Source organism: Mucilaginibacter sp., from assembly GCF_039207105.1.
Classification (GTDB): domain Bacteria; phylum Bacteroidota; class Bacteroidia; order Sphingobacteriales; family Sphingobacteriaceae; genus Mucilaginibacter.
This window is the reverse complement of the sequence record NZ_JBCECK010000038.1, coordinates 16,702-41,087: the sequence shown is the minus strand read 5'-3', so window position 1 is coordinate 41,087 and position 24,386 is coordinate 16,702. Positions and strand designations below refer to the sequence as shown.

The 24,386-nt window shown below is 41.7% G+C and carries 25 protein-coding genes and 1 tRNA gene; 21 read left to right on the top strand and 5 right to left on the bottom strand.

The window, feature by feature from the left end; all coding sequences use genetic code 11:
* The 6 genes from ftsY to lpxB form a co-directional block, all read left to right on the top strand.
* Positions 1-907, top strand: a 907-nt coding sequence (gene ftsY / locus AAGC65_RS10375; RefSeq protein WP_343112377.1) for a signal recognition particle-docking protein FtsY, incomplete at its 5' end; no start/stop codon positions are given.
* A gap of 121 nt (positions 908-1,028) precedes the next feature.
* Entirely contained in the window at positions 1,029-2,363 is a 1,335-nt protein-coding gene (rimO, locus tag AAGC65_RS10370) for a 30S ribosomal protein S12 methylthiotransferase RimO (RefSeq protein WP_343112376.1), read from the top strand.
* An 84-nt stretch (positions 2,364-2,447) separates the two neighbouring features.
* Positions 2,448-4,166 carry a bacillithiol biosynthesis cysteine-adding enzyme BshC gene (gene bshC, locus AAGC65_RS10365; RefSeq protein WP_343112375.1) on the top strand — a complete coding sequence of 573 codons (1,719 nt, stop codon included), beginning with the start codon at positions 2,448-2,450 and terminating at the stop codon, positions 4,164-4,166.
* A 232-nt stretch (positions 4,167-4,398) separates the two neighbouring features.
* Complete coding sequence (surE, locus tag AAGC65_RS10360) at positions 4,399-5,172, top strand: 5'/3'-nucleotidase SurE (protein WP_343112374.1); 774 nt, start codon at positions 4,399-4,401, stop codon at positions 5,170-5,172.
* Positions 5,165-5,434, top strand: a complete 270-nt coding sequence (locus tag AAGC65_RS10355; RefSeq protein WP_343112373.1) for a hypothetical protein — start codon at positions 5,165-5,167, stop codon at positions 5,432-5,434. Before surE ends, AAGC65_RS10355 begins: the two co-directional genes overlap by 8 nt.
* A complete protein-coding gene (lpxB, locus tag AAGC65_RS10350) occupies positions 5,431-6,543 on the top strand; it encodes a lipid-A-disaccharide synthase (protein WP_343112372.1) in 1,113 nt (370 codons plus the stop codon). The genes AAGC65_RS10355 and lpxB overlap by 4 nt, the downstream gene beginning before the upstream one ends.
* Before the next feature lie 55 nt (positions 6,544-6,598).
* Here lpxB and AAGC65_RS10345 read toward each other — a convergent pair whose 3' ends face one another.
* The 5 genes from AAGC65_RS10345 to AAGC65_RS10325 all read right to left on the bottom strand — a co-directional run bounded on the left by AAGC65_RS10345 (position 6,599) and on the right by AAGC65_RS10325 (position 10,160).
* Positions 6,599-6,760, bottom strand: coding sequence for a hypothetical protein (locus AAGC65_RS10345; protein WP_343112371.1), 162 nt, complete (start codon positions 6,758-6,760; stop codon positions 6,599-6,601).
* A 30-nt stretch (positions 6,761-6,790) separates the two neighbouring features.
* Entirely contained in the window at positions 6,791-6,919 is a 129-nt protein-coding gene (locus AAGC65_RS10340; RefSeq protein WP_343112370.1) for a hypothetical protein, read from the bottom strand.
* 29 nt (positions 6,920-6,948) lie between these two features.
* A complete protein-coding gene (locus AAGC65_RS10335; RefSeq protein ID WP_343112369.1) occupies positions 6,949-7,125 on the bottom strand; it encodes a hypothetical protein in 177 nt (58 codons plus the stop codon).
* A gap of 218 nt (positions 7,126-7,343) precedes the next feature.
* The gene (locus AAGC65_RS10330; protein ID WP_343112368.1) at positions 7,344-8,540 is read right to left on the bottom strand and encodes an MFS transporter; all 1,197 of its coding nucleotides are present in this window, start codon (positions 8,538-8,540) and stop codon (positions 7,344-7,346) included.
* A gap of 684 nt (positions 8,541-9,224) precedes the next feature.
* Positions 9,225-10,160, bottom strand: a complete 936-nt coding sequence (locus AAGC65_RS10325; protein WP_343112367.1) for a class I SAM-dependent methyltransferase — start codon at positions 10,158-10,160, stop codon at positions 9,225-9,227.
* 205 nt (positions 10,161-10,365) lie between these two features.
* Here AAGC65_RS10325 and AAGC65_RS10320 point away from each other — a divergent pair.
* The 15 genes from AAGC65_RS10320 to AAGC65_RS10250 all read left to right on the top strand — a co-directional run bounded on the left by AAGC65_RS10320 (position 10,366) and on the right by AAGC65_RS10250 (position 24,384).
* A tRNA-Ala gene (locus AAGC65_RS10320) sits at positions 10,366-10,439 on the top strand.
* Positions 10,440-10,970: 531 nt separating this feature from the next.
* Complete coding sequence (locus AAGC65_RS10315) at positions 10,971-12,266, top strand: polysaccharide ABC transporter ATP-binding protein (protein ID WP_343112366.1); 1,296 nt, start codon at positions 10,971-10,973, stop codon at positions 12,264-12,266.
* Between the two features lie 11 nt (positions 12,267-12,277).
* Positions 12,278-12,922, top strand: coding sequence for a CmcI family methyltransferase (locus tag AAGC65_RS10310; RefSeq protein WP_343112365.1), 645 nt, complete (start codon positions 12,278-12,280; stop codon positions 12,920-12,922).
* 1 nt (position 12,923) lies between these two features.
* Positions 12,924-13,820, top strand: coding sequence for a glycosyltransferase family 2 protein (locus AAGC65_RS10305; RefSeq protein WP_343112364.1), 897 nt, complete (start codon positions 12,924-12,926; stop codon positions 13,818-13,820).
* A gap of 119 nt (positions 13,821-13,939) precedes the next feature.
* Positions 13,940-14,557, top strand: coding sequence for an FkbM family methyltransferase (locus AAGC65_RS10300; protein ID WP_343112363.1), 618 nt, complete (start codon positions 13,940-13,942; stop codon positions 14,555-14,557).
* The gene (locus tag AAGC65_RS10295) at positions 14,557-15,435 is read left to right on the top strand and encodes an alpha-1,2-fucosyltransferase (protein WP_343112362.1); all 879 of its coding nucleotides are present in this window, start codon (positions 14,557-14,559) and stop codon (positions 15,433-15,435) included. The genes AAGC65_RS10300 and AAGC65_RS10295 overlap by 1 nt, the downstream gene beginning before the upstream one ends.
* On the top strand, positions 15,432-16,328 hold the full coding sequence (locus tag AAGC65_RS10290; RefSeq protein WP_343112361.1) for a glycosyltransferase: 897 nt from the start codon (positions 15,432-15,434) through the stop codon (positions 16,326-16,328). Before AAGC65_RS10295 ends, AAGC65_RS10290 begins: the two co-directional genes overlap by 4 nt.
* A 9-nt stretch (positions 16,329-16,337) precedes the next feature.
* Positions 16,338-17,084 (top strand): hypothetical protein, encoded by a 747-nt coding sequence (locus AAGC65_RS10285; RefSeq protein ID WP_343112360.1) that lies wholly within the window; start codon positions 16,338-16,340, stop codon positions 17,082-17,084.
* A gap of 15 nt (positions 17,085-17,099) precedes the next feature.
* Positions 17,100-17,981: a glycosyltransferase family 2 protein gene (locus tag AAGC65_RS10280; RefSeq protein ID WP_343112359.1), complete on the top strand. Its 882-nt coding sequence runs from the start codon at positions 17,100-17,102 to the stop codon at positions 17,979-17,981.
* Positions 17,978-18,907: a glycosyltransferase family 2 protein gene (locus AAGC65_RS10275; protein ID WP_343112358.1), complete on the top strand. Its 930-nt coding sequence runs from the start codon at positions 17,978-17,980 to the stop codon at positions 18,905-18,907. The genes AAGC65_RS10280 and AAGC65_RS10275 overlap by 4 nt, the downstream gene beginning before the upstream one ends.
* 9 nt (positions 18,908-18,916) lie before the next feature.
* Complete coding sequence (locus AAGC65_RS10270; RefSeq protein ID WP_343112357.1) at positions 18,917-20,305, top strand: MBOAT family O-acyltransferase; 1,389 nt, start codon at positions 18,917-18,919, stop codon at positions 20,303-20,305.
* Positions 20,305-21,405 (top strand): hypothetical protein, encoded by a 1,101-nt coding sequence (locus tag AAGC65_RS10265; protein ID WP_343112356.1) that lies wholly within the window; start codon positions 20,305-20,307, stop codon positions 21,403-21,405. Before AAGC65_RS10270 ends, AAGC65_RS10265 begins: the two co-directional genes overlap by 1 nt.
* The gene (locus AAGC65_RS10260) at positions 21,402-22,613 is read left to right on the top strand and encodes a glycosyltransferase family 4 protein (RefSeq protein WP_343112355.1); all 1,212 of its coding nucleotides are present in this window, start codon (positions 21,402-21,404) and stop codon (positions 22,611-22,613) included. The genes AAGC65_RS10265 and AAGC65_RS10260 overlap by 4 nt, the downstream gene beginning before the upstream one ends.
* Positions 22,613-23,533 carry a glycosyltransferase gene (locus AAGC65_RS10255; protein ID WP_343112354.1) on the top strand — a complete coding sequence of 307 codons (921 nt, stop codon included), beginning with the start codon at positions 22,613-22,615 and terminating at the stop codon, positions 23,531-23,533. Before AAGC65_RS10260 ends, AAGC65_RS10255 begins: the two co-directional genes overlap by 1 nt.
* Complete coding sequence (locus AAGC65_RS10250; RefSeq protein ID WP_343112353.1) at positions 23,530-24,384, top strand: hypothetical protein; 855 nt, start codon at positions 23,530-23,532, stop codon at positions 24,382-24,384. Before AAGC65_RS10255 ends, AAGC65_RS10250 begins: the two co-directional genes overlap by 4 nt.
* The last annotated feature ends 2 nt before the right edge of the window (positions 24,385-24,386 follow it).

Below are 24,386 nucleotides of genomic sequence, written 5' to 3'. Positions count from 1 at the left end.
TGATACCGGTTTAGAAAAAACCAAGGACAGCTTTTTTTCCAAGATCACGAAGGCAATTGCCGGTAAATCGACAGTTGACGATGATGTTTTGGATGAGTTGGAGGAGGTGCTGGTAACATCTGATGTTGGCGTAAGTACTACATTAAAAATAATTGAGCGCATTGAGGCCCGTGTGGCCCGCGATAAATACGTAGGTACCGGCGAACTGAACACCTTATTAAAGGATGAAATTCAACAGCTATTAGCCGAAAACAACAGCAACGATTTCCGGAATTTTGAATATGGTAACCACAAGCCCTATGTAATTATGGTGGTTGGGGTTAATGGTGTAGGTAAAACTACTACTATTGGCAAACTGGCTCATAAATTAAAGCAGGCCGGTAACCAGGTGGTTTTAGGCGCTGCAGATACCTTTCGTGCTGCCGCTGTTGACCAGATCAAACTATGGGGCGAGCGTGTTGGCGTTAAGGTGGTAGCGCAAGCTATGGGCTCAGATCCGGCTTCGGTGGCTTATGATACCCTGCGCTCGGCTGTAGCCAATGGCGATGATGTAGCCATTATTGATACTGCCGGCCGTTTACATAATAAGGTAGGCCTCATGAACGAGCTTACCAAGATCAAGAATGTAATGCAAAAGGTAATTCCTGGTGCGCCTCATGAGGTGTTGCTGGTACTTGACGCCTCGACAGGGCAAAATGCCATTGAGCAATGCAAGCAATTTACCGAAGCTACCGCGGTTAACGCCCTGGCCTTAACCAAGCTTGATGGTACTGCTAAAGGTGGTGTAGTAATCGGGATATCTGACCAGTTCAAGATCCCGGTAAAATATATAGGTGTTGGCGAAGGTATGGATCATTTGCAGCTGTTTGACAGGCAGGCATTTGTAAATAGCTTATTTAAGGAATAATAAATATATCATTGCGAGAAGGAACGACGAAGCAATCTCTTCTTGCAAATCACCCCTATATAGTTCGCGATTGCTTCGTTCCTCGCAATGACAATATGGTTATTGCAATGATTAGTGTGTTATGAAAACTAAAGAAATAATTCGTCCGGCCAAAATTGCTAAACCGCGTGTTAACGTGGTTACTTTGGGCTGTTCAAAAAATATATACGACTCTGAAATATTGATGGGTCAGTTGAAAGGCAACCAGTTTGATGTAGTGCATGAGGCCGATAAGGTAGGCAAAAATGATATCATCGTTATTAATACCTGCGGCTTTATTGACAACGCCAAACAGGAATCTATCGATACCATATTACAATACAGCGAGCTTAAAGACCAGGGCAAGGTAGGTAAAATAATTGTTACCGGCTGCCTGAGTGAGCGTTACAAACCTGAGCTGGAAGCAGAGATCACTAACGTGGATGCCTATTTCGGCACCAATGATCTGCAAAACTTGTTACATTCTGTAGGGGCTGATTATAAACACGAGCTTATTGGTGAGCGTTTGTTGACCACACCATCTCACTTTGCATATTTTAAAATTGCCGAAGGTTGTAACCGTCCATGCTCCTTTTGCGCTATCCCGCTAATGCGCGGTAAGCACCTGAGCACACCGATAGATCAGTTGGTTAAAGATGCCCAGGCATTGGTTAAAAATGGAACTAAAGAACTGATACTGATTGCTCAGGACCTAACCTATTATGGCCTGGATCTGTACGGCAAACGTAACCTTGATGAATTACTGCGCCGCCTGAGCGATGTGAACGGTGTGGAGTGGATCAGGCTGCAATATGCTTATCCATCAGGTTTCCCGATGGAGATATTGGATGTGATGAACGAGCGCGATAATATTTGCAAATACATGGATATGCCTTTGCAGCACATCAGCGATAATATGCTGAAATCTATGCGTCGTGGTATCACCAAACAAAAAACTATTGATCTGGTAAACCAGATACGTGATAAAGTGCCGGGTATTGCCATGCGTACCACTTTAATAACCGGCTATCCCGGCGAAACCCAGCAGGATTTTGAAGAAATGGCACAATGGGTTGAAGATACCCAATTTGACCGTCTGGGCTGCTTTACCTACTCACACGAAGAGAAAACACATGCTCATTCTTTAGTTGATGATGTGCCCGATGAAGTGAAACAGGAACGCGCTGACGCTATTATGGAAATTCAACAAGGGATCTCGTTTGATAAAAACCAGGAAAAAGTTGGCCAAACCTTTAAGGTATTGGTTGATAAAAAAGATGGCGATTACTTTGTAGGCCGTACCGAATTTGATTCGCCAGAGGTGGATAACGAGGTGTTGATTGACGCCAGCATTGATTATGCAACAATCGGAAGCTTTGTAAATGTGAAAGTTAACAGCGCCGAGGATTTTGACCTTTATGGACAAATTGTAAAATAATGCTAATTTGTGGCTTGTTATAAAGTGATTTAAGATTTATAATCTAATTTCGACATTGGCATTTAATATTTTGATGCTTAGCCGATGTTCGAAGTAGATTTGCTTACATCCGAAATCGAACATCCGAAATCCAAATTAAAGATGGAAGCTGCTTGTACAAGTTATAAAAACACCGGATTTTTTTCGCCAACGGTAATTGATTACATCGAGAACCGTAACGAATTAAGACCATTTTACAGCTACCGCCCAGATATGGACGGTTTTGCCGATCTGTTGAAAAGTAAGAAGGTTATTGCCGATCGGGAGATATTGCACCGGGTGCTAACTAAGCAATATGCGCTTGAGTTTGAAAGTCCGGAAGTCCGGAAGTCAGAAAGTATAGAGGTTGGATTGGTTGACGTAAAACGTACAACTTATAACGTACAACCTCTTGTATCTCAAAACATCGATCTTTTAAAACTCGATAATACTTATACCATTACTACCGGTCACCAGCTGAATATTTTTGCCGGTCCCCTTTATTTTCTTTATAAAATTGCTACAGCTATTAAATTGGCTCAGCAACTGAAAGCCGCTCATCCCGATAAAAACTTTGTACCAGTTTACTGGATGGCCAGTGAAGATCATGACTTTGCCGAGATCAATTATACCAATATTGGTGGCAAAAAAGTGCATTGGTGGTACGAGGCTTCGGGTGCTACAGGGCGTATAAACCCCGATACCATGCGTCAGGCCCTTAACCAGTACAAGGGGGTATTAGGCATGGAGGGTTACTCGCAGGAACTGGCTGAAATTGTGGAAACTGCATATACCGCTTTTGATAAGCTGGCTGATGCCACCCGTTACCTGGTTAACGCCCTGTTTGGCAGCTATGGCCTGGTAATTATTGATGCCGATGATCATGAGTTTAAGGAGCAATTTGCCCCGATCATGGAGCAGGACATCATAGGCCAAAACAGCTTTAAAAATATCAATGCTACCAACCAGCAACTGCACCAGTTGGGTGTGCACATACAGGTAAATCCGCGCGAGATCAACTTTTTTTATCTAAAAGATCAGCTTCGTGAACGTATAGTTTTTGAGCAGGATAACTACCAGGTAATGAATACGGATATCAGCTTTACCGAAGCTGAACTGAAACAAGAGATTGCAACTTATCCCGAGCGTTTTAGTCCTAATGTGGTAATGCGCCCGCTGTACCAGGAGTGTATTTTACCGAATATAGCTTATATAGGTGGCGGTGCCGAAGTGGTGTACTGGCTGGAGCTTAAAGCTAACTTTGATTTTTACAAAGTTGATTTTCCTATACTAATTCTACGAAACTCGGCTCTTGTAGTACGTAAAGAACAAGCTGCCAAAGTTCAACGCATGGACCTTGAAGTAGCCGAGCTTTTTAAGCAAAGCGATGCTCTGCAAACCGAATGGATCAAAAAACATAGTGAGCATAACCTGTCGCTCGAAGAAGAATGGCGGGAGCTGACCTGTGTATTCGAAAAAATAAAACTACGCTCTTACAAGATCGATCCTACACTATCACCATCTGCCGCGGCTGTACAGGCACGCCTTAAACATGCAGTTGATAACCTGGAGAAGAAATTGATCCGTGCCGAAAAGCGCAATTATGAGGTAAGGTTAGAGCAGCTATCAGCTATTAAAGCTGAACTTTTCCCTAAAGACAGCCTACAGGAACGGACAGAGAACTTCGGGTTGATGTACGTAAAATGGGGCCAAACCTTTATCGATGAACTTGTGCGGAACTTTGAACCGCTGGCTTTTGAGTTTACGATTCTGACAGAGGAGTAAAAAGTTTCTTTATTAACTCAATTTAATTGTCATTTCGACCATAAGGAGAAATCTTAAGCGCCCAACCAGCGTGCGTAGGGGATATCTCCTCGTTATTTCTAAACTTACGAAGTTTTCAAAACTTCGTAAGTTTTCAGACAGATTTAAAAACGCGTCAATAACGTGATGGTATAGCCCTTTGCGCCTTTCTTTTAATCTCCTATATCAACCAAAATATAAGTATTTTCGCCTAATGAAAAATACTAAGCCAACCATACTTGTTGTTAATGATGATGGTATAACGGCCCCCGGTATAAAAGCCTTGATGGATGCTATGACCGAGATAGGCCGAGTAGTGGTGGTAGCACCAGATAGCCCGCAATCGGGCATGGGGCATGCCATTACTATTGGTAAACCATTGCGGTTAGACAAGGAAGAAATATACGAAGGCATTGAGATGTACCGCTGCTCAGGTACCCCGGTTGACTGTGTAAAGCTGGCTGTGAATAAAATATTCAAAGGTCAAAAGCCCGATCTGTGTGTATCAGGTATTAATCATGGTTTAAATAATTCTATCAATATATTATACTCCGGCACCATGTCGGCGGCTGTGGAAGGCGCTATCGAAGGTATTCCGTCTATCGGGTTTTCGTTAGATGATTTTACCATGCAGGCCGATTTTAGCCATTGCATTAAATACGTTAAAGAACTGGCACAACAGGTTTTGACCAATGGCTTACCGCAGGCTACTTTGCTTAATGTAAATTTCCCCAATACCAATAACATCAAGGGTATCAAAGTTTGCCGGCAGGCGGCGGCCAAATGGGCCGAGGAGTTTGACGAGCGGGTTGATCCGCATAAACGCCCGTACTATTGGCTCACCGGTGTTTTTCAGTTAAATGACCACGGCGAGGATACCGATGTTTACGCGCTGGAGCATAATTACGCATCAGTAGTGCCTGTGCAGTTTGATATGACGGCTCATCATGCCATCCCTTATTTAAACAACTGGAAGTTTAATGTTTAAAGTTAATACCATAACCAGGGGCATTATGATCGGGTTGATATTGCCGGCAATATCATTGTTCATTTTTCTGTACATATTAAAAGGGGAATTTGTAATACTCAACAAGCCCGGTGTGCCGTACATGGCAGCTGTTTTTTTTAATTTACTGATCATGCGCTATTGCGCCCGGAAAGGCATGGATAAAATAGCCACCGGCATCATTGCTGTGTCGTTTATATTTTTGATAGCTGTGTTTGTATTTAAATTACAACCTATACGATGAGATATTACCTGGTAGCCGGCGAGGCTTCGGGCGATTTGCACGGGGCTAATTTGATGAAAGCACTGAAAGAACGTGACCCTGAAGCGGAGTTTCGTTTTTTTGGCGGCGATCTGATGCTGGCCGAAGGGGGTACGCTGGTAAAACACTACCGCGAAATGGCTTTCATGGGCTTGATAGAGGTAATTGTTCATTTGCGGGCCATTCTCAAAAATATTCATCAATGTAAGGATGATATTAAGGCTTGGCAACCTGATGTGCTGATATTGATAGATATTCCGGGTTTTAATCTTAAAATTGCTGCATACGCCAAAACTATTGGCCTGGATGTAAATTATTATATATCGCCAAAGGTTTGGGCCTGGAACCAGAAGCGGGTGCTTAAGATCAAAAAGATAGTTGATCACCTGTATTGTATCTTGCCTTTTGAGGTTGACTTTTATAAAAGCTGGGGTATGGAGGTTGATTACGTGGGCAATCCACTGCTGGATGCCATAGCTGCCTTTAAACCCGATCCTGACTTTTTGCCGCAACAAGGGCTTGCAGGTAAAAAGATCATTGCCCTGCTGCCTGGAAGTCGCAAACAGGAGATTAGTAATTTGCTGCCCTGTATGATGGAAGTGGCCGATAGGTTTCCCGGTCATCAGGTAGTAATTGCCGGAGCGCCATCATTTCAGATAGATTACTACAAACAGTTTATGGGGGATAAAAACATCCCTATAATATTTAACGCTACCTATAATTTATTGAGCCATGCTGAAGCGGCCGTTGTGGCTTCGGGTACCGCCACTTTAGAAACAGCCCTGTTTCAGGTACCGCAGGTAGTTGTTTACAGGGCAAATCCGCTTACTATAGCCGTAGGTCGTATGGTGATCAAAGTGGAGTTCCTGTCGCTGGTTAACCTGATCATGGGTAGGGAGGTGATCAAAGAGCTGATACAGGAAAGCTGCACCTCCGCAAAAATTAATGCAGAGCTTGATCTGATATTAAATGATACGGATTACCGGGATACCATGCTGGCTAATTATACCGAACTTGACGAACGAATGGGTGAGCCGGGAGCATCAGCAAAAACAGCCGATCTGATCATCAAATATGCTAAAAACAAATAAAGCCCTGCTGGTACAGGGCTCTATCGTTTTCATAGGTGTGTGATGTATATGTTGATCAGGCTGCAGAACGTGTTTCAGTATCGGCAGTCTGAGGATTGATGTTCATTACTTTATTTTTCGCTCTGAAATTTTTAAGATCTTCCAATAAAATATTTTTCAATTCGGTGTCAAAGCGGGCAACCAATTTACTTGCAGATGGTGTTTTAGTGGTTTTCATATATGTGGTAGTTTATAGGTAATTTTTGTATTAAGCGGCAGTTGACAAAAACGGAGTCTTAGCTTTTATAGCTTTCAAATCATTCATAATTATTTTTTTAAGCTGATTATCAAAGCTTGCTACTAATTTGCTGATAGATGGTTTTTTAGAGGCTTTCATAGTTTTGTGTTTTGTATGTTTTAAATTTCTTAATGTTTTGTTTCAGTGTCTTCGTCCTCAGTCAGGTTATCTTTCCGGCGTTTAGCTTCCTTGTACTGCCTTAATAACTGTTCTTCGTCACGTTCGTCTGATGTTTTGGTGGGTTCAACCGGGTTCTCCCATTCTTTTTCATCTTCCTTAACCGTTGCTTTCTTTTTAGTTTCCATAACAGTTACGTTTGATAAGTACTATTCCAAATCAATGCCAAAAAATTAAATGGAGTAAAAAAAGTCACAGAAGTATGTGAAAAATATTGCAGCAACATGAAAAAACCTGCCTCCCGGCAGGTTTTTATACTAAATAAAAATTCGGTTTTTATATACAGATGTATAAAATTCAATATTCAGGATGCTATACAAAAGCGGTCAGTAGCCGTACAGTAGTACTATTTTCGTACAGTTTTATGGTGGCTAAACAAGTGTACGATGAGTGCTACAACGGCTAAACCGCCGCCTATAACACAAACACCTGTCCACTCAAAGTTGGTCCAAAGCATACTGGCCAGAAAGGTTCCGGAGGCACCGCCTATAAAATAAGACACCATGTACACGGTATTTAACCGGTTACGGGCCTCAGGTATCAGCGCGAAGATGATAGACTGGTTAGAAATGTGCGTCGCCTGTACTCCCATATCTAAAATAATTACGCCCACAATAAGCCCAACCATGCTATGACTCGAAAAATAGAATATCACATAAGATATTACTACCAGCAACAAGGTGTAGCCCGATAGTTTAAAGGCATCCATCTTATCGCTTAAACGGCCCATCAACCCGGCAGCCAAAGCGCCAAACGCGCCAACCAGACCAAAAGCACCGGCGGCGGCACTACCCTCATTAAATTGCGGTTGTTTTAATAAGAACACCAGGGTGGTCCAGAAAGCGCTAAACCCGGCGAAACACAAAGCACCCCTGAACGATGCCATGCGCAGCTTCGGCTGTGTTTTAATCAAATGGATAAGTGATTGCATCAGCTTTTTGTAGTTGCCCTTGTAATCGGGCTCAACCTCAGGTAAAAAGAAAAATATCATTAGCCACATAGCTACCATTAGGACGGTAGCTATATAATACATAGATCGCCAGCCAAAATGCTCCCCGATAAAACCACTTAAGGTACGTGATAATAATATACCGATAAGTAGGCCGCTCATGATGAAGCCCAATTTTTTGCCTCGCTCGTGCGGTTGTGCCAAATGGGCCGCCATAGGTATTAATAGCTGAGGTATTATTGACGATAAGCCCAGTAAAAAACCAGCTATAGTTAATACCAGGATAGAGGGAGCAACGGCACTGATGAGCAGCGATATGATCATCAAAACAAAGTCTATCAATATAAGTCGCTTGCGTTTTACCATATCACCCATCGGAACAATGAATAATAAACCACAGGCATAACCTATTTGTGTAAATAAAGAAAGCTGCTGAGCATCTTTATCAGATATGCGAAAAGTATGCGCGATATCGGCCAATAGGGGCTGGTTATAATATATATTGGCCACAACCAATGCGGTTGCTATGGTCATGATCCATAAAGTAAACTGCGTTAAATGCGGATGAGTTTTAGTAGCCGTGGTAGTGGTCATTGCCTTTTGTATATAAATCTGCTGCAAAAGTGACAAAGCATTTTTAAAATGATGCCTGTTTTAAGTAATTTTTCTCACACAATAACAATAAGAACCAAATTCGGGAGTTTTATATTTTGATAAATAATTATACTTACTTAAGTAATTTGTTTCAATTATGGAGTAGTATTTTTGTTTTATAACTATTTTTAAGTGATTATGTTGTTTTTTTAATGCTATTTGCAATTTATTTGCTTTTTTATAAGCTTTTTGAATTTTTTTTGGCTTTAAATTAACTGAATTTTATAAAAATGTTAAAATAAAAGTGCTTTATTGAGATAATTTAACAAATGATCTGTTCTTTATAGGTAATATAATGTTGATTTTGAAAAATTACCATATTGTTAAATTTTTATTAGTAGTTTTGATGGTCAAATAGCCGATGTGGTGTTATTTGATAAATGTTACAAAAAAATTACAAAATAATTTATGGTGATTTGAAAACTTAGTGTTACTTTTACACCATAATAAAAAACACAAAAAAGTCTTCTCATAATTTAGGTTTATAATTGGTTAGTAAAGGCCCCTGCCCATCAGGGGCTTTACTTATTTTATAAGGTTACCTAAATGGTAAAAACAATTATATTCTCCATTGTTTAATTGAGTGTTTGGCTATAGAAAGTTTTAGAAGTTATACGTAAAGTACTAAAGCTTGTACAGATAAAACCTTGCGGCATCGCCCTGCTGAGCAGCATTTAACGTTTGAGCTTGTTTTTCGAATTTCGCTATTTCTTCTGCCGTAAAATATTTATCGAAGGTAATCCATTCATGAGTTTCCGGATCTGTGAGTGGTATGTCTTTTTTATATAGCTCACTGCCCAAAAACTGAAAAGCAGTAGAGTCAAATATTGTTTGACCAATTTTGAAGCCGGTTCTTTCTGCTAAAAGCGAAATGCTTTTCATCGTATGCAATACGTAATGACGCGGGGCGTCCAATTGTACCCAATTATCCTTGTAAATTTCCCAGGCCTTTCCTAATAGTGGAATACTAACCATGAGGATACCGTTCTTTTTCAATAGTTTGTGACAGTTTTTTAGTTCGGCTATTTGGTTATCCACATGTTCTAAAACATGGTGCATTATTAATAAGTCATAACTATTGGCAGGTAGTTCGGTTAGGTCTTTTTTTAAAACTTTAACTCCATATCCGTGGTCTACCTCTTTTGGGATAAATTTATCAACCCCGGTTATATTTTCAAAGCCCAGATTAAATAGCGCGCAAATAAGTGCTCCTTTTCCGCATCCAATATCAAGGATCTTTGCGCTGGGTTTCGCTTTTATTGGCCTTAGGTAATCAAGTAAATGACTATTTGAAATTCTGTATTTTCGTTTTAGTCTTAGATCGCTAACTAATCGTTTTAATAACGGTTGCCTTTTCAATGGCAGTGTTGATTGAATAAAGGATACGTAATCAGATGGATAATACTTATCGATATTGGAGGGGATGCTAAGGATTTGTAAAGCACCGCAATTACCGCAAGTTGCGTAATCAAACCGGTCCCGAAAACCAAACATCATCTCTTTAAAATCAAATTTTTGAGTAAATGCGTTCCCGCAAATTCTGCAATTATCTATATTCATGCAAAGTATTTAGGGTTACTAAACTAAAAAAATGTTTTGAATTAAGGGTCAGATTAATGATCGGTAACTTAAATTGGCCTTGGGGGCAGGTGCGATATTTAAGCCATACATTATTTATAAATTAATCAAATATCAAATAAATGCTATAAATTCTCAAAGAGAGTTTTATTTTATTGGTTAATATGATATATTTGCAGCCCGCAACGGGGGATTAGCTCAGCTGGCTAGAGCGCTTGCATGGCATGCAAGAGGTCATCGGTTCGACTCCGATATTCTCCACAAATTGATTATCAGGCTTTTAGGTTTAGTCCTAAAAGCCTGATTTTTTTACAGGTACAACACTTTCTTTGATTTTTACTGTGTTTACCTCGTCATTTTCTGCCTGAAAAAGAGAAACGGTATATTTTTGGGGTCGACATTTCAAGCTGTTAGGTATCCACACTACCATAATTCATTAAAAGAGTCATATTTAGAAAACTTCTGACGTTCAAGTGTTTTGCTTTTTATTAAGTTCCGTTGGGCAATATTGATGGTTGCAATCCCACTGTTGGATATTCTACATTAGGTAATCGGTAAATATTATTTTCAAGAATGGATAGCATGTCCACAAAATAACTTTCAACTTTTAAAAGAATTTTTAGAATAATCTCAATATGACGGAGCTTAAAATAAACTAAAATAATAACTTTATAGCGTATAGCCTCCTGCGGTGATGACTTAAATTACTTATGGAATAGCCAACTTGTTAAACATTAGCGGTCCGAACTTAAAAAATTGGGACTGACGGGGCGAAGCTATGAATTTGAATAAATGAGCAAGGCAATAAAAGTTGAAAACCTTTCAAAAGCCTACCAGTTAGGCGATTTTGGAACAGGCACCATCTCCCGCGACCTGGAACGCTTTTGGGCGCGGATGCGCGGAAAGGAAGATCCATTTTTGAAAATAGGCGAAGTAAACGACCGCGCCACAAAGGGCGAAAGCGATGTGGTATGGAGTTTAAACAATATCAATTTTGAAGTTGAACAAGGCGATGCCGTGGGTATCATAGGCCGTAACGGGGCGGGCAAAAGTACCCTGCTCAAAATCCTGAGCCGCGTTACCTCCCCTACTACCGGTTCGGTAAAGCTAAAAGGCAGGATAGCCAGCTTACTTGAAGTAGGCACCGGCTTTCACCCGGAACTTACGGGGCGCGAAAATATATACCTTAATGGCACGATACTGGGTATGCGCAAAGCCGAAATTAAACGAAAATTTGATGAGATAGTAGATTTTTCGGGCGTTGAACGTTATATAGATACCCCGGTTAAACGCTACTCATCGGGCATGTATGTACGTTTGGCATTTGCAGTAGCTGCACATTTAGAATCGGAAATATTAATTGTGGACGAGGTGCTGGCCGTTGGCGATGCCGAATTTCAGAAAAAATGCCTGGGCAAGATGAGCGATGTGAGTAAAGGCGAAGGCAGAACCGTTTTGTTTGTTAGCCATAATATGGATGCAGTAACCAGGCTTTGTACACATGCCATACTCTTAAAAAAAGGTTTTTTGACTGATTTTGGATTAACAAATAAGATAGTTGACAGCTATTTAAGATCAGATTTTGGCACAACGGCCTACAGGAGCTGGGAAAATGGCTCGCCGCCTGGAAATGATATTGTAAAATTATTAATGGTTCAGGCGATGGATTCGGCGGGGCTGGTAAAAGAAGTTTTTGATGTAACCGAGCCTGTTTTTATCACCTTAAAATATCAGATCATACAAGCGGGGCACAGATTAACGCCGGCCTTAAATTTCCTGAACGCCAACGGGGTAAACTTATTCGACTCGCACATGACCACTAACGCCATTTATAATCAAAGATTAGATCCCGGTTATTATGAATCGCGGGTATGTGTGCCGGGCAATACGTTTTCTGAAGGGACAATTATCATCGGTGCCGGAATGGTAACGCATAACCCTTTCAGCATTCATTTTCAGGAAGCTGATATTATTGCTTTTAACATGGTAGACAAAACTGACAATAATCCCACTCGCGGAGAATACAGGGGAGGGCTTCCGGGTCTGTTACGCCCATTTTTACAATGGACCTCAGATAAAACTTCTTAATTCAGACCCACATGCTCAGACGATTCTTTAAAAAAACACCAGCAGACGAAAAAATTGAAATAAGCGTAAAATCCATAAGTGACGGTCATCACAAGGTTAGTTATAAAGGTATTAAAGCCATCCGCTGCCCCTTTGATTACGTTATTTATCAGATGATCATTTGTGAACTAAAACCTGATCTGGTAATTGAAATTGGCACAAACAACGGTGGCGGTGCTCTATATATTGCAGACCTGATGGAAAGTATCGGTCATGGCCTGCTGCATACTATTGATGTAATTAAACAATCAGATCCGGTGCTTGCCCTGCATCCAAGAATAAAGCTATTTACCGACGGCTGGGAAAACTACGATACAAGCCTGGCTGAGGGATACGGCAGTGTACTGATTATCGAAGATTCGTCTCATACTTACCAAAATACCCTTGCCGCATTAAATAAATTTGCGCCTTTGATAACCAAAAACTCCTATTTAATTGTGGAGGATGGCATAGTTAACGCATTAGGCTTTGAACTACAGTATGGCGGGGGGCCGTTAAGGGCTATCCGTGAATTTTTACAATCAAATAAAAACTTTGAAGTTGACAGGAAGTGGTGCGATCTATTTGGGAAAAATGCCACGTTTAACGTAAATGGATATTTAAAAAGGCTGAATTAAAATGCCACTGGTTTCAATTTGTATACCGGCTTATAACCATACCCATTACCTGCAATGTACTTTACAATCCATATTCAGCCAGTCGTTTACTGATTTTGAAGTTGTCATAACAGATGATTCACCTTCGGCTATAGTAAAAGAACTGGTTGATTCATTTCAACCCGATTCCAGGATCAGGTATTATAAAAATGAAGTTACATTAGGGTCGCCCGAAAACTGGAACCAATGCATCAGTAAAGCTACAGGGGAGTATATCAAGATAATGCATCATGATGATTGGTTTAGCACCGTTGATAGCCTTAAGCTATTTGTTGATGCAATTGAAGATTTCCAGACATCGTTTGTTTTCTCAAATGCCAATGTTGTTTTTGCAAATAGCGAAAAAAACGGTTTTCACTTCCCCGGCGAAAGTAACCTGCAAAAGCTTGCTAAGAGCCCGGAAGTACTGTTTCTCGGAAATTTTATAGGTGCCCCAAGCATGACATTGTATCGAAAAAACACAAACCTTAAATTTGACAAAAAGCTTAAATGGCTGGTTGATGTAGATTTTTACATCAGTTACCTTCTAAAAAAAAACGGGTTTTATCATATTAATGAAAACCTGATGACGATAGTTACAGATGCAGATCACACAGTAACTTCTATTAGCTATAACAACGCGGCAACAGAAATATTTGAAAACTTTTATTTATACCACAAACTGTACCCTCGGTTGTCTGTTTCTGAAAAGTTCAACTTCGCTGTTTTTCTGCTGCACCTCATACACCGGTTCAAAGTATCAAACATTAAGGAAATAAGGACAGCAGGTTATCAGGGTAAAATCCCTTTTGCCTTTAAATTATTACTATCCCTTAAAAAAATAAAAGCCAGTTTTAAAAACCTTACATCATCGTCATGAATTTATCCGGCTTAAAGCATAGGATATTGAATATATACTATCGGTCAAGAAGCTTAACTGTCTCTAAAAATCGGTTATATCAAAAGCCCTCGTATTCACAATCCGGTGAAGATTTGATAGTGAGGTTCATCTTTGATGAATTACAAATCAAAAATCCATCATACATTGATATCGGTGCGCACCATCCTTTTTACCTGAGCAATACCGCATTGTTTTATCAATCGGGCAGCAGGGGCATCAATATCGAACCCGACCCTTTGCTATTTAAACGGTTTACCAAATACCGGAAAAAAGACATCAACTTAAATATCGGCGTTGGTGAAACTGAAGGCGAAGCCGATTTTTATCTTATTTCATCACCAACATTAAACACGTTTTCAAAGCAGGAGGCCGAAAATTATATCCATGAAGGCGATTACAAGATTACCGGGGTAATTAAAACCAAAATAAACTCGCTTCATCATATCATCGAAAAAATTAATCATGGCGTGTTTCCCCAGTTTTTAAATTTAGATGCTGAAGGGATTGATGAGCTGATTATTAAATCAATAAACTACTCAAAAAAATACCCGATTGTAATGTGTGTTGAAACCATTTCTTTCTCAACCTCACGTAAAGGTGTTAAGAATAAGGCGCTTATTGATTTTATTGTATCGTGTGGTTATATCATTTATGCCGATACCTATATCAACACAATTTTTTTGAGGAAAGACGCATGGGAAACTAACCCGGCTTAATGATCATTACCAAACTACAGGGAGGCTTAGGTAACCAGATGTTTCAATATGCAGCGGCGCGTGCCTGCTCGCCTGATGAAATTATTGCCGTTGATCTTTCCTTCCTAAAAAATAACACAACCTCAACAGATGCTTTTACCAGCCGAAAATACAGGCTGGATGTATTTAAGAACATCAGCGTTAAAGTGCTCAAACCTTTCCGCCGGAAAATAATCATGGACAGAGGTTTGGGCTATCGGCTTTTAAAAAAGCTGCTGTGGCCCGGTTCTAAAACAATTAACGATCATGGCACCTCGCCTGCCACTCATCTTAATTTAAAAAGGAAAGGCGCTGTTTATTTGGATGGTTATTTTCAAAGCGAGAAATACTTTAATCACATCAGGCCGCTGTTGCTTCGTGAATTTAGTTTTTCTGAATTGCAAGGAAAACCGGCGCTAATGATGAACAATATAAAAGCACGTAAAACATCGGTAGCAATTCACGTAAGACATGGCGATTATTTAAAACCCGAAATAGCTGCTTATCACGGCGTGTTACCGCTTTCATATTATACAAAGGCCATTGCATACGTTGACAGCGTCACAGCTCATGCACATTATTTCATTTTCTCTGATGATATGCCATGGTGCCGGGAAAACTTTGCCTTTTTAAAGGATCGAATAACCTTTACCGACGTTGGCGAACAGGATTGGGTAGATCTGGCGTTGATGAGCAGTTGCAACCACCAGGTTGTAGCCAATAGCTCTTTCAGCTGGTGGGCAGCCTGGTTAAACCCTGCCCACGAAAAAATTGTTATCGCCCCCGAAAAGTGGTTTGCGGATAGCAGCGCCATCAATCAGGCCGGAAATATAGTGCCCAACAACTGGATTAAAATTTGACCAAGCAGCAGGACCTGATCAGTATCATCATGCCGGCATACAACGCTTCGGCATTTATCAAAGATTCCATTGAATCTGTACTGCAGCAAACCTACCACAACTGGGAACTCATTGTTATTGACGATGGCTCTACTGATGATACTGTATCAATCATAAAGAGTTTTCAAGATCAGGATAGCAGGATAATTTATCATTACCAAGAAAACCAGCGGCTTGGAGCTGCCCGGAATACCGGTTTCAGGCTCGCCACCGGCACATGGATAGCATTTTTAGATGCTGACGACCTGTGGATGAGTGATAAGCTGGAAGTCCAGATAGATGCAGCAGCCAGCCATCAAATACCGCTTGATGTAATTTTCACATCAGGCTACTACCTGACCGGCCACGAAGGTGAATTAAAACCTTACGATAGTTTAAGCGGCTTTTATACCGGCCAGGACTTGTACCCTGTACTAATGAAGCACAACTATATTCCGGTGCTTTCGGTAATGATGAGGCAGGCATTTTTGATGCAGATAGGCTGGCAGGATACCACACCCATTGTTTATGGCAATGAAGACTGGGATTACTGGCTGAGGGCCTGCCGCGCAGGAGGCATTTTTTTAGGGCTTGGACAACGCCTGTTCAAATACCGGGTGCATGACAATGCTATGTCGGCCAAAAGAGCTGCAATGCTTGTTGCAAGTTTATATGTGATCTGTAAAAACTACCACAAAGCCTTGCTAAGCACCGATGACCAGCTTTATCATCAACGCATGCTGCAGGAAAAAATCCCGTTTATTGCAAAAAGAGCACTGAAAACAGGTTTGAACAGCAGTGTTGTAGGCCTCCTGTTCATGATGTTGTCAATCAGCTTTCCGCCGGCGTTTATGTTCAAAAAAAAGCACGGTTAAACTTAATTTATGGATCACCCCGAAACAAATTACATCGCTTACAGCCTCTGGGGAAATAATCCGCTTTACAACACCGGCATGCTGCGTAACATAGCTCAGGCAAATGCCATTTATCCTGGCTGGCAGGTTGTAGTTTATTATGATGATACGGTTCCTGTCCAATCGCTGGATCAGATCCGGGCGGCGGGTGCGCTTACTGTTAATATGACAGGCGGCATTTACGGTATGTTCTGGCGTTTTTTGGCTGTCGATTTACCCAGCTGCAATCGCGTTATTTTCCGCGACAGCGATTCCAGGCTATCCAAACGGGAGCGGCTGGCAGTGGATGAGTGGATAGCAAATGATAGCACCATCCATATTATGCGCGATCACCCCTATCACCTCGACCCTGTAGATAATACCCCCCATTATATTTTAGGTGGGATGTGGGGCATTAAGGGCGGCCTGGTTAACATGAAAGAACTGATTGCTGCAAATTGTACCGAAAAAGAACTCGGCTACGGCAGCGACCAGGTATTTCTGAACCAGATCTATAACCGGTTCCGGGATTCGGCAACCATTCATGACGAGTTTTTTTCAGGTTCGCCCTTCCCGGCTAAAAGAGATGGATACCGGTTTATAGGTGAAAGGGTTGATATCAATGAAAAACCAATGGGTAACGACTGGCAGGTCATCAGGGCGTTTTACGCAGATAAAAAACCTTTGAACATTTTTATCAAAAAGGTAAAAAAACTGCTCCGCGGTTTGTTCAGATAATTAATTAAGCAGTACATGTCTTTCCCCAAAATATCTGTTATAACCCCATCATACAACCAGGGCGCTTTTATTGAGCAAACCATCCTGTCAGTAATTGGGCAGCAATACCCTAACCTGGAGTATATCATTATTGATGGCGGCAGCACCGATAATACCGTGGATGTGATTAAAAAATATGAAGATCATATCACTTATTGGTTGAGCGAGCAAGATGCAGGCCAAAGCCATGCCATTAATAAGGGCTTTGCCCGCGCCACCGGCGATATATTATGCTGGCTGAATTCTGACGATTATTACCTGCCCGGAACACTGCTTGATATTGGCAGCAGGCTTGCCGCAAATGGCTTGGATTTAGTGTTTGGCAATTGCATCCACCTGAATGAAAAAGACAATCAAACATATGGCAGCTATTTTGATCCGTTTAAAAACTGGGATATAAAGCAGGGCGATTATATTGTACAGCCCAGTAGCTTTTGGACAAAACGGGCCTTTGAACTTACTGGTCCGTTAAGGGAAGACCTGCATTTTGGTTTCGACTGGGAATGGTATGCCCGTGCCCAATCAAAAGGAGTAAACTTTATCCCTTCGGCAAAATATTACGCCGTGTACCGCGTGCATGGCGATCAAAAATCAAACGACAATAATGTAAACCGGTTCATGGAACTGATCAACATTGAACGGACACTAAATCCCGAAAAGTTTTTATGGATTGATAATCATCTTAAAAAACACGCCCGGGGCATCCGTTTAATTTACCGCATTGCCGGCAGCAGCTTGTTTAACCCATTGCAGTATAAAATGCTTAAAGCAGCACACCCAAAACTGCTTCGGTTAATTGACCGCGTAACGTTAAAAAAATACATGCTTCATTGCTTCAACAATAACACAGGCAAATGAACCTTCCTGATCTGAATAAATACCGGAATAGTTTTGCCAGCAAAGGGATAGCACTGCCGCTAACAGTAGTACCGGCCGATGCAGACGGCTTGCTTGGGCAACTCCCTGATCCACCTGCCGGTAAAACAGGCTGGCCATGGGGCCAGGAAACTGATCCGGTAATTTATGATCCTGAAATAAACTGGCCGAAGCTTACCATAGTAACCCCTTCTTACAACCAGGTCGAATTCTTGGAGCAAACCATCAGGTCGGTGCTTTTGCAAAATTACCCCAATCTGGAATATATCATTATAGACGGCGGTAGCAACGATGGTTCCAAACAGATCCTCGAAAAGTATGCGTCCTGGCTAAGTTACCACCAAAGCGAAAAAGATGGCGGGCAAAGTAATGCTATTAACCTGGGCTTTAGCCTTTCATCGGGTACTTATCATGCCTGGATAAACAGCGATGACTATTACATTAAAGACGTTTTTTATAAGGTGATAACCAAATTTATAAGCATCAAAGTTGATTTTGTGTATGGCTACGGGAACCAATACAACGTGCTATCGGGCCAAATGACAACAACCAAAGTGTTGCCCTTTATTGATTATTTTATTAAAATCCCTACCCTCATGCAGCCGTCTGCTTTTTGGAGTGCGCGCATTCATGAACCGGTTTGGGAAGAGTTGCATTGTTCATTGGATTATGAACTTTGGCTCAGACTAGTGAAAGGCCACAGCAGGGCATTGATCAAAGAACCACTTTCGGTAGCCAACGTACACGATCAGGCCAAAACCCATTCGCCAGAAATGAAGGCCCGGTGGGAAGAAGACCATCAAAAAATATGGGCAGCCGATGCACACGGCACCGTGCACGAGTGGAAAAGGATTGTTTTTTTAAACAGGATCAGGATAAAATTATATAAGATACTCAAACTCAACTAACCGGTTTTAATGCTTTTTAACTCGCTGCTGTTCCTTGTATTTTTCCTGGTGATCACTATCACTTATTACCTGCTGCCCCATAAACTAAGGTGGATGTGGCTGTTAGCTGCAAGCAGCTATTTTTACATGTACTTTAAGCCAATTTATATCCTCATTATCCTTTTCACCATTATTGTTGATTACGGCGCAGGTATCCTGATCGAAAAATCTTCCGGCAGGGCCCGCAAGTTTTATCTTATTTTAAGCCTGGTTACCAATATTGGGGTACTGGCTTTTTATAAATATTTTAATTTTTTGGCCGGCAACTTGAACATATTATCCGGCGCATTCCATGGCCCGCAAATACCGTTGCTTGATTTTATTTTGCCTATAGGCTTGTCATTCCATACGTTCCAGGCCATGAGTTACACCATCGAGGTTTACCGGCGCAACCAACCTGCAGAGCGGCATTTTGGCCTCTACGCTTTGTACGTGATGTTTTATCCGCAAATGGTGGCAGGCCCTATTGAAAGGCCCCAGCATATTTTACCGCAACTGCACCGGGTTAATAATTTCAAGAGCAGCAACTTAATAACCGGCTTTTTTTTTATGGCGATGGGCCTGTTTAAAAAAGTGGTAGTTGCCGACAGGCTTGGCCTTTACGTCGACCCGGTGTTTACCAATCCGCATGGGCATTCGGCACTTGAGCTGCTTGTAGCCACGTATTTTTTTGCCTTCCAGATCTATTGCGACTTTAGCGGCTACTCGGATATTGCAATAGGTACCGCATTGGTTTTAGGTATCGAGCTTATGCAGAATTTTAACTTCCCTTACCTTGCTTCAAATATTTCTGATTTCTGGAAACGCTGGCATATCTCCCTCTCCACCTGGTTTCGGGACTACCTGTATATCCCGCTGGGGGGCAGCAGGGTAAATTTTGGGGTAACCTGTGTTAACCTGCTCATTGTATTTATGGTAAGCGGGTTGTGGCATGGCGCTAATTGGAAATACCTGGTATGGGGCTTAATTCATGGCCTGTTATTGGTAGCCTATCAATTATTAAATAAATTTAACATCCGTATTAAAGGCTTAACTTTTTTTAAGTGGCTCATTACGTTCAACCTGGTTTGCCTTGCATGGGTGTTTTTCAGGGCCAATACCGTTATCGATGCATTTTACATCTTAAATAAAATTCTTACGGGCAATGGTTTTAGTTATTCGGCAAACAGCCTGATGTCGGTTCATGAACTTTGGTATTGTGCTTTCATCATCATAGCCCTGCTCTTAGGCGAGCGCTATCTGCGCAAGGCAAAAGATTATTCCAATGCAAAAAAAGTATTGATCATAAGCGGCCTGGCACTTGCTTGTTACTTCCTGGGGATTTTTAATGAGGCACAATTTATATATTTTCAGTTTTGATGCGTAAGATCGCCGGTTTGGTTATATTGATAGTAAGCGTTATGCTGTTGGGCAGCGCGATGAACCAATCGTTCATTAATAAAATAAAGTCTGAAAAATATTTCGATCACCTCGACCCGCAGGCAGTACATGAAAGCCCTTTGTTTAAAGCCGCCTTCGTTCATTCAAACAAATGGGCTTATGGCGATCTTTATGGAATGAGTTCTTTGCGTCAGTACAAATTTGAGCTGGAGCCTTTTAAGCGCTATATCCCTAAACCAGGCAGGCAAAGCACCAACCATATATTGTATATTATAGGCGATAGCTTTTTGGCTGACAAAACTCTTACCGGCGCTTTTGATGATTTTGACAACGTTATTTTTCTCGACCGCCGCTTTGCCTTCGGACCAACTAAAATTGATACTACCAAACAAAACTACCTGCTGCTTGAATTTGCCGAGCGCAACTTGAATGGCTACGACATCAATAAAACCGACGAAGTGCGCTGGACAGAAAACGAGATTAAAAATAAGGTTAACCTCCGCAACACGCCGGTACAGGCAGTAAGCCAGCCTTCCGCATCAATTTTTGAGAGGATTAACAAAATTATCTTCAATAAAGATCTAAGCCGCAACCTCGAAATTATCCTTTTTGATAATAAACTGGCAGCGCCATTTCATGAGGCCAAAGCCGCTTTAAACTACAAGCTTTTTGACCGCGTTGCGAAAGAGGTAGCTGTAAGTACCGATAAAAAAAGATTGCTTTTTAATATCACCGTTGATACCGCAAGCCAGCAATCAGCCTTCAGGCCTAAGAGCGACCAGGCCGTAGATTCCATTGTTCGAAATCTTGATCTGGCACGCGATTATTATCGCTCCATCGGATTTAAAAAAGTTTTCCTGTCGATAATACCTAACCCGGCTTCGGTTTATGATGATAAGCGGATGCCATATAACCACCTGCTCGAAAGGGTTGAACAAAAAACCGATCTGCCTACGGTACCATTGTATAAGATCTTCAAAACAGATCGGCGCAACCTGTTTTACCGCTCCGATTCGCACTGGAACCCGGCAGGGCTGGATACTTGGGTAAATGAAACCAACAAGGCTCTAAAACCATGACCATAGCACTGGTAACACCATATTTGCCCGATGAGCAAACTATCGATAGCGGCATAGCAAATCACTACCTGCTGCTGGCCCAAAGTTTGGCAGACAAAGGGAACCGTGTTATTGTGCTGCATGTTCGCCCGCGTTACCAAACAGATGCTGATGATTTTAGCCAATATTTCCTTACCGAAAATATTGCGGTGCACACTTACAAAGTAAAAGCACCCGGTCTCGTAGCCAGATTTTTTAAACATAAGTGGGCCATTATTGATTTTGCATTGAAGCTAACCAGTATGCGCGTCGCATCACAAGCAGTAAGCAAAATTGTACTGCAGTATAATGTTGATGTTATTGAAACCACCAGCTATTTTTCATTGTGCCACCTTTTGAACGAAAAAAGAATTAAAGCACCGGTGGCTGTAAGGGTAAGTACTACCTTTTCGCAGATTATGAATGAACATTATCCTTTTAAATCGAGAGTGATGGACCTGATAGCCAATATGGAGATCCGCTTTATTAAAAGGAGCAGGCATTTGCTCACTCACGCTTATAGCCATGCAAAGGAGCTGGAACATCTTTATGGTATTAACGCGGCGCGGTTTGAAATTATCCCGCATGGTGTTAACCTGCCTGTGATAAATAAAAATGAACCCACAGATAGGTCAATCAAAGTATTATACACAGGCAGGCTGGAATACCGTAAGGGTACCGATGTGTTGCTTGCTGCCATCCCGCTTGCACTGGCGCAAAATCCGGATGTTTTGTTTGAACTGGTTGGTAATGATCCCGGCAACGATTACCAGAACAGGTTCAGGGCCGGTAACGCCGATCCGGTTTTCCAAAAAGTTATTTTCAGGGGAAAGGTTGATAACGAAATCCTGGCGCAGGCTTACCGCACATGCGATGTATTTGTTGCCCCCTCGCGGTATGAATCCTTTGGATTGATCTTTATTGAGGCTATGAGCTACGGCAAACCGGTTATTGGCTGTAATGTTGGCGGTGTTTCTGAAATTATCGCAGATCAATACAACGGCCTGTTTGCCGAAACCGGCGATGCGCAAAGCCTCGCCGATAAAATTATACAGCTTGTAAATAACAAAGAATTAAGAGAACAATTAGGCGAAAACGCCCGCAAAACTGTCGAAGATAAATTTACAGGCGAGCAATTGGCTGTAAATTCTCTAACTTATTATAACAAACTCATTGCTGATTTTAACTGATGCTGCTCTCGGTAATAATCCCAACTTATAACCCCCATTTGACAAGATTGGAGCAAACGCTTTCGGCGTTAAAAGGCCAGTCGCTGGCTATAGACCAATGGGAGCTTATCATTATCGATAATAACTCATCCAACAATTTTGAGCGGCAACTTAACTTAAGCTGGCATCCGGCAGCCAAAATTGTAAAGGAAACAAAACAGGGGCTTACCTACGCCCGGCTTAGAGGGTTTAACGAATCGGCAGGCGGTATCATTATAATGGTTGATGACGATAATATTTTAAACAGCGATTACCTGGAGAAAGCTTTAGCCATATTTGAACAAAACCCCAAATTGGGCGCCATCGGCGGCAAATCCGTTCCCTTGTTTGACACAGAACCGCCCGAATGGCTGAGCGAATTTTATGACAGCCTTGCACTGCGCAACCTGGGCAATGAACCGATGACGGCCTCCTGGAACAATGAATATCCAACTGCCGCCCCTATCGGCGCCGGAATGGCTATCAGGCGTGATGCGTTATCGGCATACATAAAAAAAATAAGCTCAGGCCAAAATAACATTACCGATCGGACAGCCAATTCCCTGAGCTCGGGCGGTGATAATGATATGGTGATCGAGATCCTTAAAAGCGGCTGGCAGGTTGGGTACTTTCCCGGGCTTATATTACAGCACATTATACCAGTTCAGCGCATGCAACCCGGCTACATAGCCCGCTTGCTTAATAACACTAATAAATCATGGGCGCAGCTATTACAAAGCCAGGGCATAAACCCATGGAAACCGATAACAAAAACCGGCGCTTTGCTCAGAAAAACCAAGGCATGGTTTAGCTACCGTGCATGGAAAAATAAAACAGGTTATATCAAATGGCGGGGCGCCTGCGGCCAGTATGATGGACTTGTACACCAAAACAATACATGATCAAGAAAATAAATAACTCGCTGGCTTTTCGTTTACCGCTCCTTTACCGCAAGTTACTCCGGTACAAACCACTTGTTATCAAATCGCAAAAAAGCACATCAGATCAGGTGGTGCTCATGATGGCCGGCAAAAAGATCATGGACCTTACCCGTCTTGCCGTTTTTTCCATCGCTAAAAACTGGGATACGCTCCCTAAACTAATCGTAAGCTCCGATGGCTCCGTATCCGCTGCCGAAATTAAAAAACAGCTCAGGTTTTGGCCCGGCGAGCTGATTATAAATGACTGGCAGCAAAGTGAAACTTATCACCGTGAAAAAAACAGGGTAAATCTTTTAAAATACGCCGAAAGCCATGTACTTGGAAAAAAGCTTGCAGTTGTTCTTCACCAGGCCGAAATACAGCCGGTAGTATGGGTGGATAGCGACATTATCTTTTACCAGGACTTTAACAAATATATTACGCACCATAGCGGTTTTGTTTGCGGCGGCAGCGAGGAAGGACACTCGCTTTATGATGACCGCGTTTTGGATTTTTATAAAAACAACCTTTATGATCATTATACTTTCAGCTCGGGCTTACTGAATATTTACGGGCCCACTATTTATGACGATTTTCAGCTTGAGCAGTTACTGCTTGAAGTAAGCAATTATGTGCATTATTTTACCGAACAAACTATTTTTGCTCATATAGCCAGTAAATCAATCGGTATGCCCTGGACCAGGGATCTTATCAAAAACCACAACCTGGACCACCAGCAGATTAGGCCCATGTCTCCAAAAGATGTGATAGGCAGGCACTATACCGCCAATGTAAGGCACCTGTTTTGGCGCGACGCATTTTTTAATTTATAAAC

What these genes read in the sequence shown, in the direction of transcription:
- AAGC65_RS10335 (WP_343112369.1), bottom strand. Translation starts at nt 7,125, where the DNA reads ATGGAAACTAAAAAGAAAGCAACGGTTAAGGAAGATGAAAAAGAATGG.
- rimO (WP_343112376.1), top strand. Translation starts at nt 1,029, where the DNA reads ATGAAAACTAAAGAAATAATTCGTCCGGCCAAAATTGCTAAACCGCGT.
- AAGC65_RS10260 (WP_343112355.1), top strand. Translation starts at nt 21,402, where the DNA reads ATGACCATAGCACTGGTAACACCATATTTGCCCGATGAGCAAACTATC.
- AAGC65_RS10310 (WP_343112365.1), top strand. Translation starts at nt 12,278, where the DNA reads ATGCTCAGACGATTCTTTAAAAAAACACCAGCAGACGAAAAAATTGAA.
- AAGC65_RS10255 (WP_343112354.1), top strand. Translation starts at nt 22,613, where the DNA reads ATGCTGCTCTCGGTAATAATCCCAACTTATAACCCCCATTTGACAAGA.
- AAGC65_RS10315 (WP_343112366.1), top strand. Translation starts at nt 10,971, where the DNA reads ATGAGCAAGGCAATAAAAGTTGAAAACCTTTCAAAAGCCTACCAGTTA.
- AAGC65_RS10305 (WP_343112364.1), top strand. Translation starts at nt 12,924, where the DNA reads ATGCCACTGGTTTCAATTTGTATACCGGCTTATAACCATACCCATTAC.
- AAGC65_RS10355 (WP_343112373.1), top strand. Translation starts at nt 5,165, where the DNA reads ATGTTTAAAGTTAATACCATAACCAGGGGCATTATGATCGGGTTGATA.
- AAGC65_RS10345 (WP_343112371.1), bottom strand. Translation starts at nt 6,760, where the DNA reads ATGAAAACCACTAAAACACCATCTGCAAGTAAATTGGTTGCCCGCTTT.
- AAGC65_RS10325 (WP_343112367.1), bottom strand. Translation starts at nt 10,160, where the DNA reads ATGAATATAGATAATTGCAGAATTTGCGGGAACGCATTTACTCAAAAA.
- surE (WP_343112374.1), top strand. Translation starts at nt 4,399, where the DNA reads ATGAAAAATACTAAGCCAACCATACTTGTTGTTAATGATGATGGTATA.
- AAGC65_RS10295 (WP_343112362.1), top strand. Translation starts at nt 14,557, where the DNA reads ATGATCATTACCAAACTACAGGGAGGCTTAGGTAACCAGATGTTTCAA.
- AAGC65_RS10280 (WP_343112359.1), top strand. Translation starts at nt 17,100, where the DNA reads ATGTCTTTCCCCAAAATATCTGTTATAACCCCATCATACAACCAGGGC.
- AAGC65_RS10275 (WP_343112358.1), top strand. Translation starts at nt 17,978, where the DNA reads ATGAACCTTCCTGATCTGAATAAATACCGGAATAGTTTTGCCAGCAAA.
- AAGC65_RS10250 (WP_343112353.1), top strand. Translation starts at nt 23,530, where the DNA reads ATGATCAAGAAAATAAATAACTCGCTGGCTTTTCGTTTACCGCTCCTT.
- AAGC65_RS10285 (WP_343112360.1), top strand. Translation starts at nt 16,338, where the DNA reads ATGGATCACCCCGAAACAAATTACATCGCTTACAGCCTCTGGGGAAAT.
- AAGC65_RS10340 (WP_343112370.1), bottom strand. Translation starts at nt 6,919, where the DNA reads ATGAAAGCCTCTAAAAAACCATCTATCAGCAAATTAGTAGCAAGCTTT.
- AAGC65_RS10265 (WP_343112356.1), top strand. Translation starts at nt 20,305, where the DNA reads ATGCGTAAGATCGCCGGTTTGGTTATATTGATAGTAAGCGTTATGCTG.
- bshC (WP_343112375.1), top strand. Translation starts at nt 2,448, where the DNA reads ATGTTCGAAGTAGATTTGCTTACATCCGAAATCGAACATCCGAAATCC.
- AAGC65_RS10330 (WP_343112368.1), bottom strand. Translation starts at nt 8,540, where the DNA reads ATGACCACTACCACGGCTACTAAAACTCATCCGCATTTAACGCAGTTT.
- AAGC65_RS10270 (WP_343112357.1), top strand. Translation starts at nt 18,917, where the DNA reads ATGCTTTTTAACTCGCTGCTGTTCCTTGTATTTTTCCTGGTGATCACT.
- lpxB (WP_343112372.1), top strand. Translation starts at nt 5,431, where the DNA reads ATGAGATATTACCTGGTAGCCGGCGAGGCTTCGGGCGATTTGCACGGG.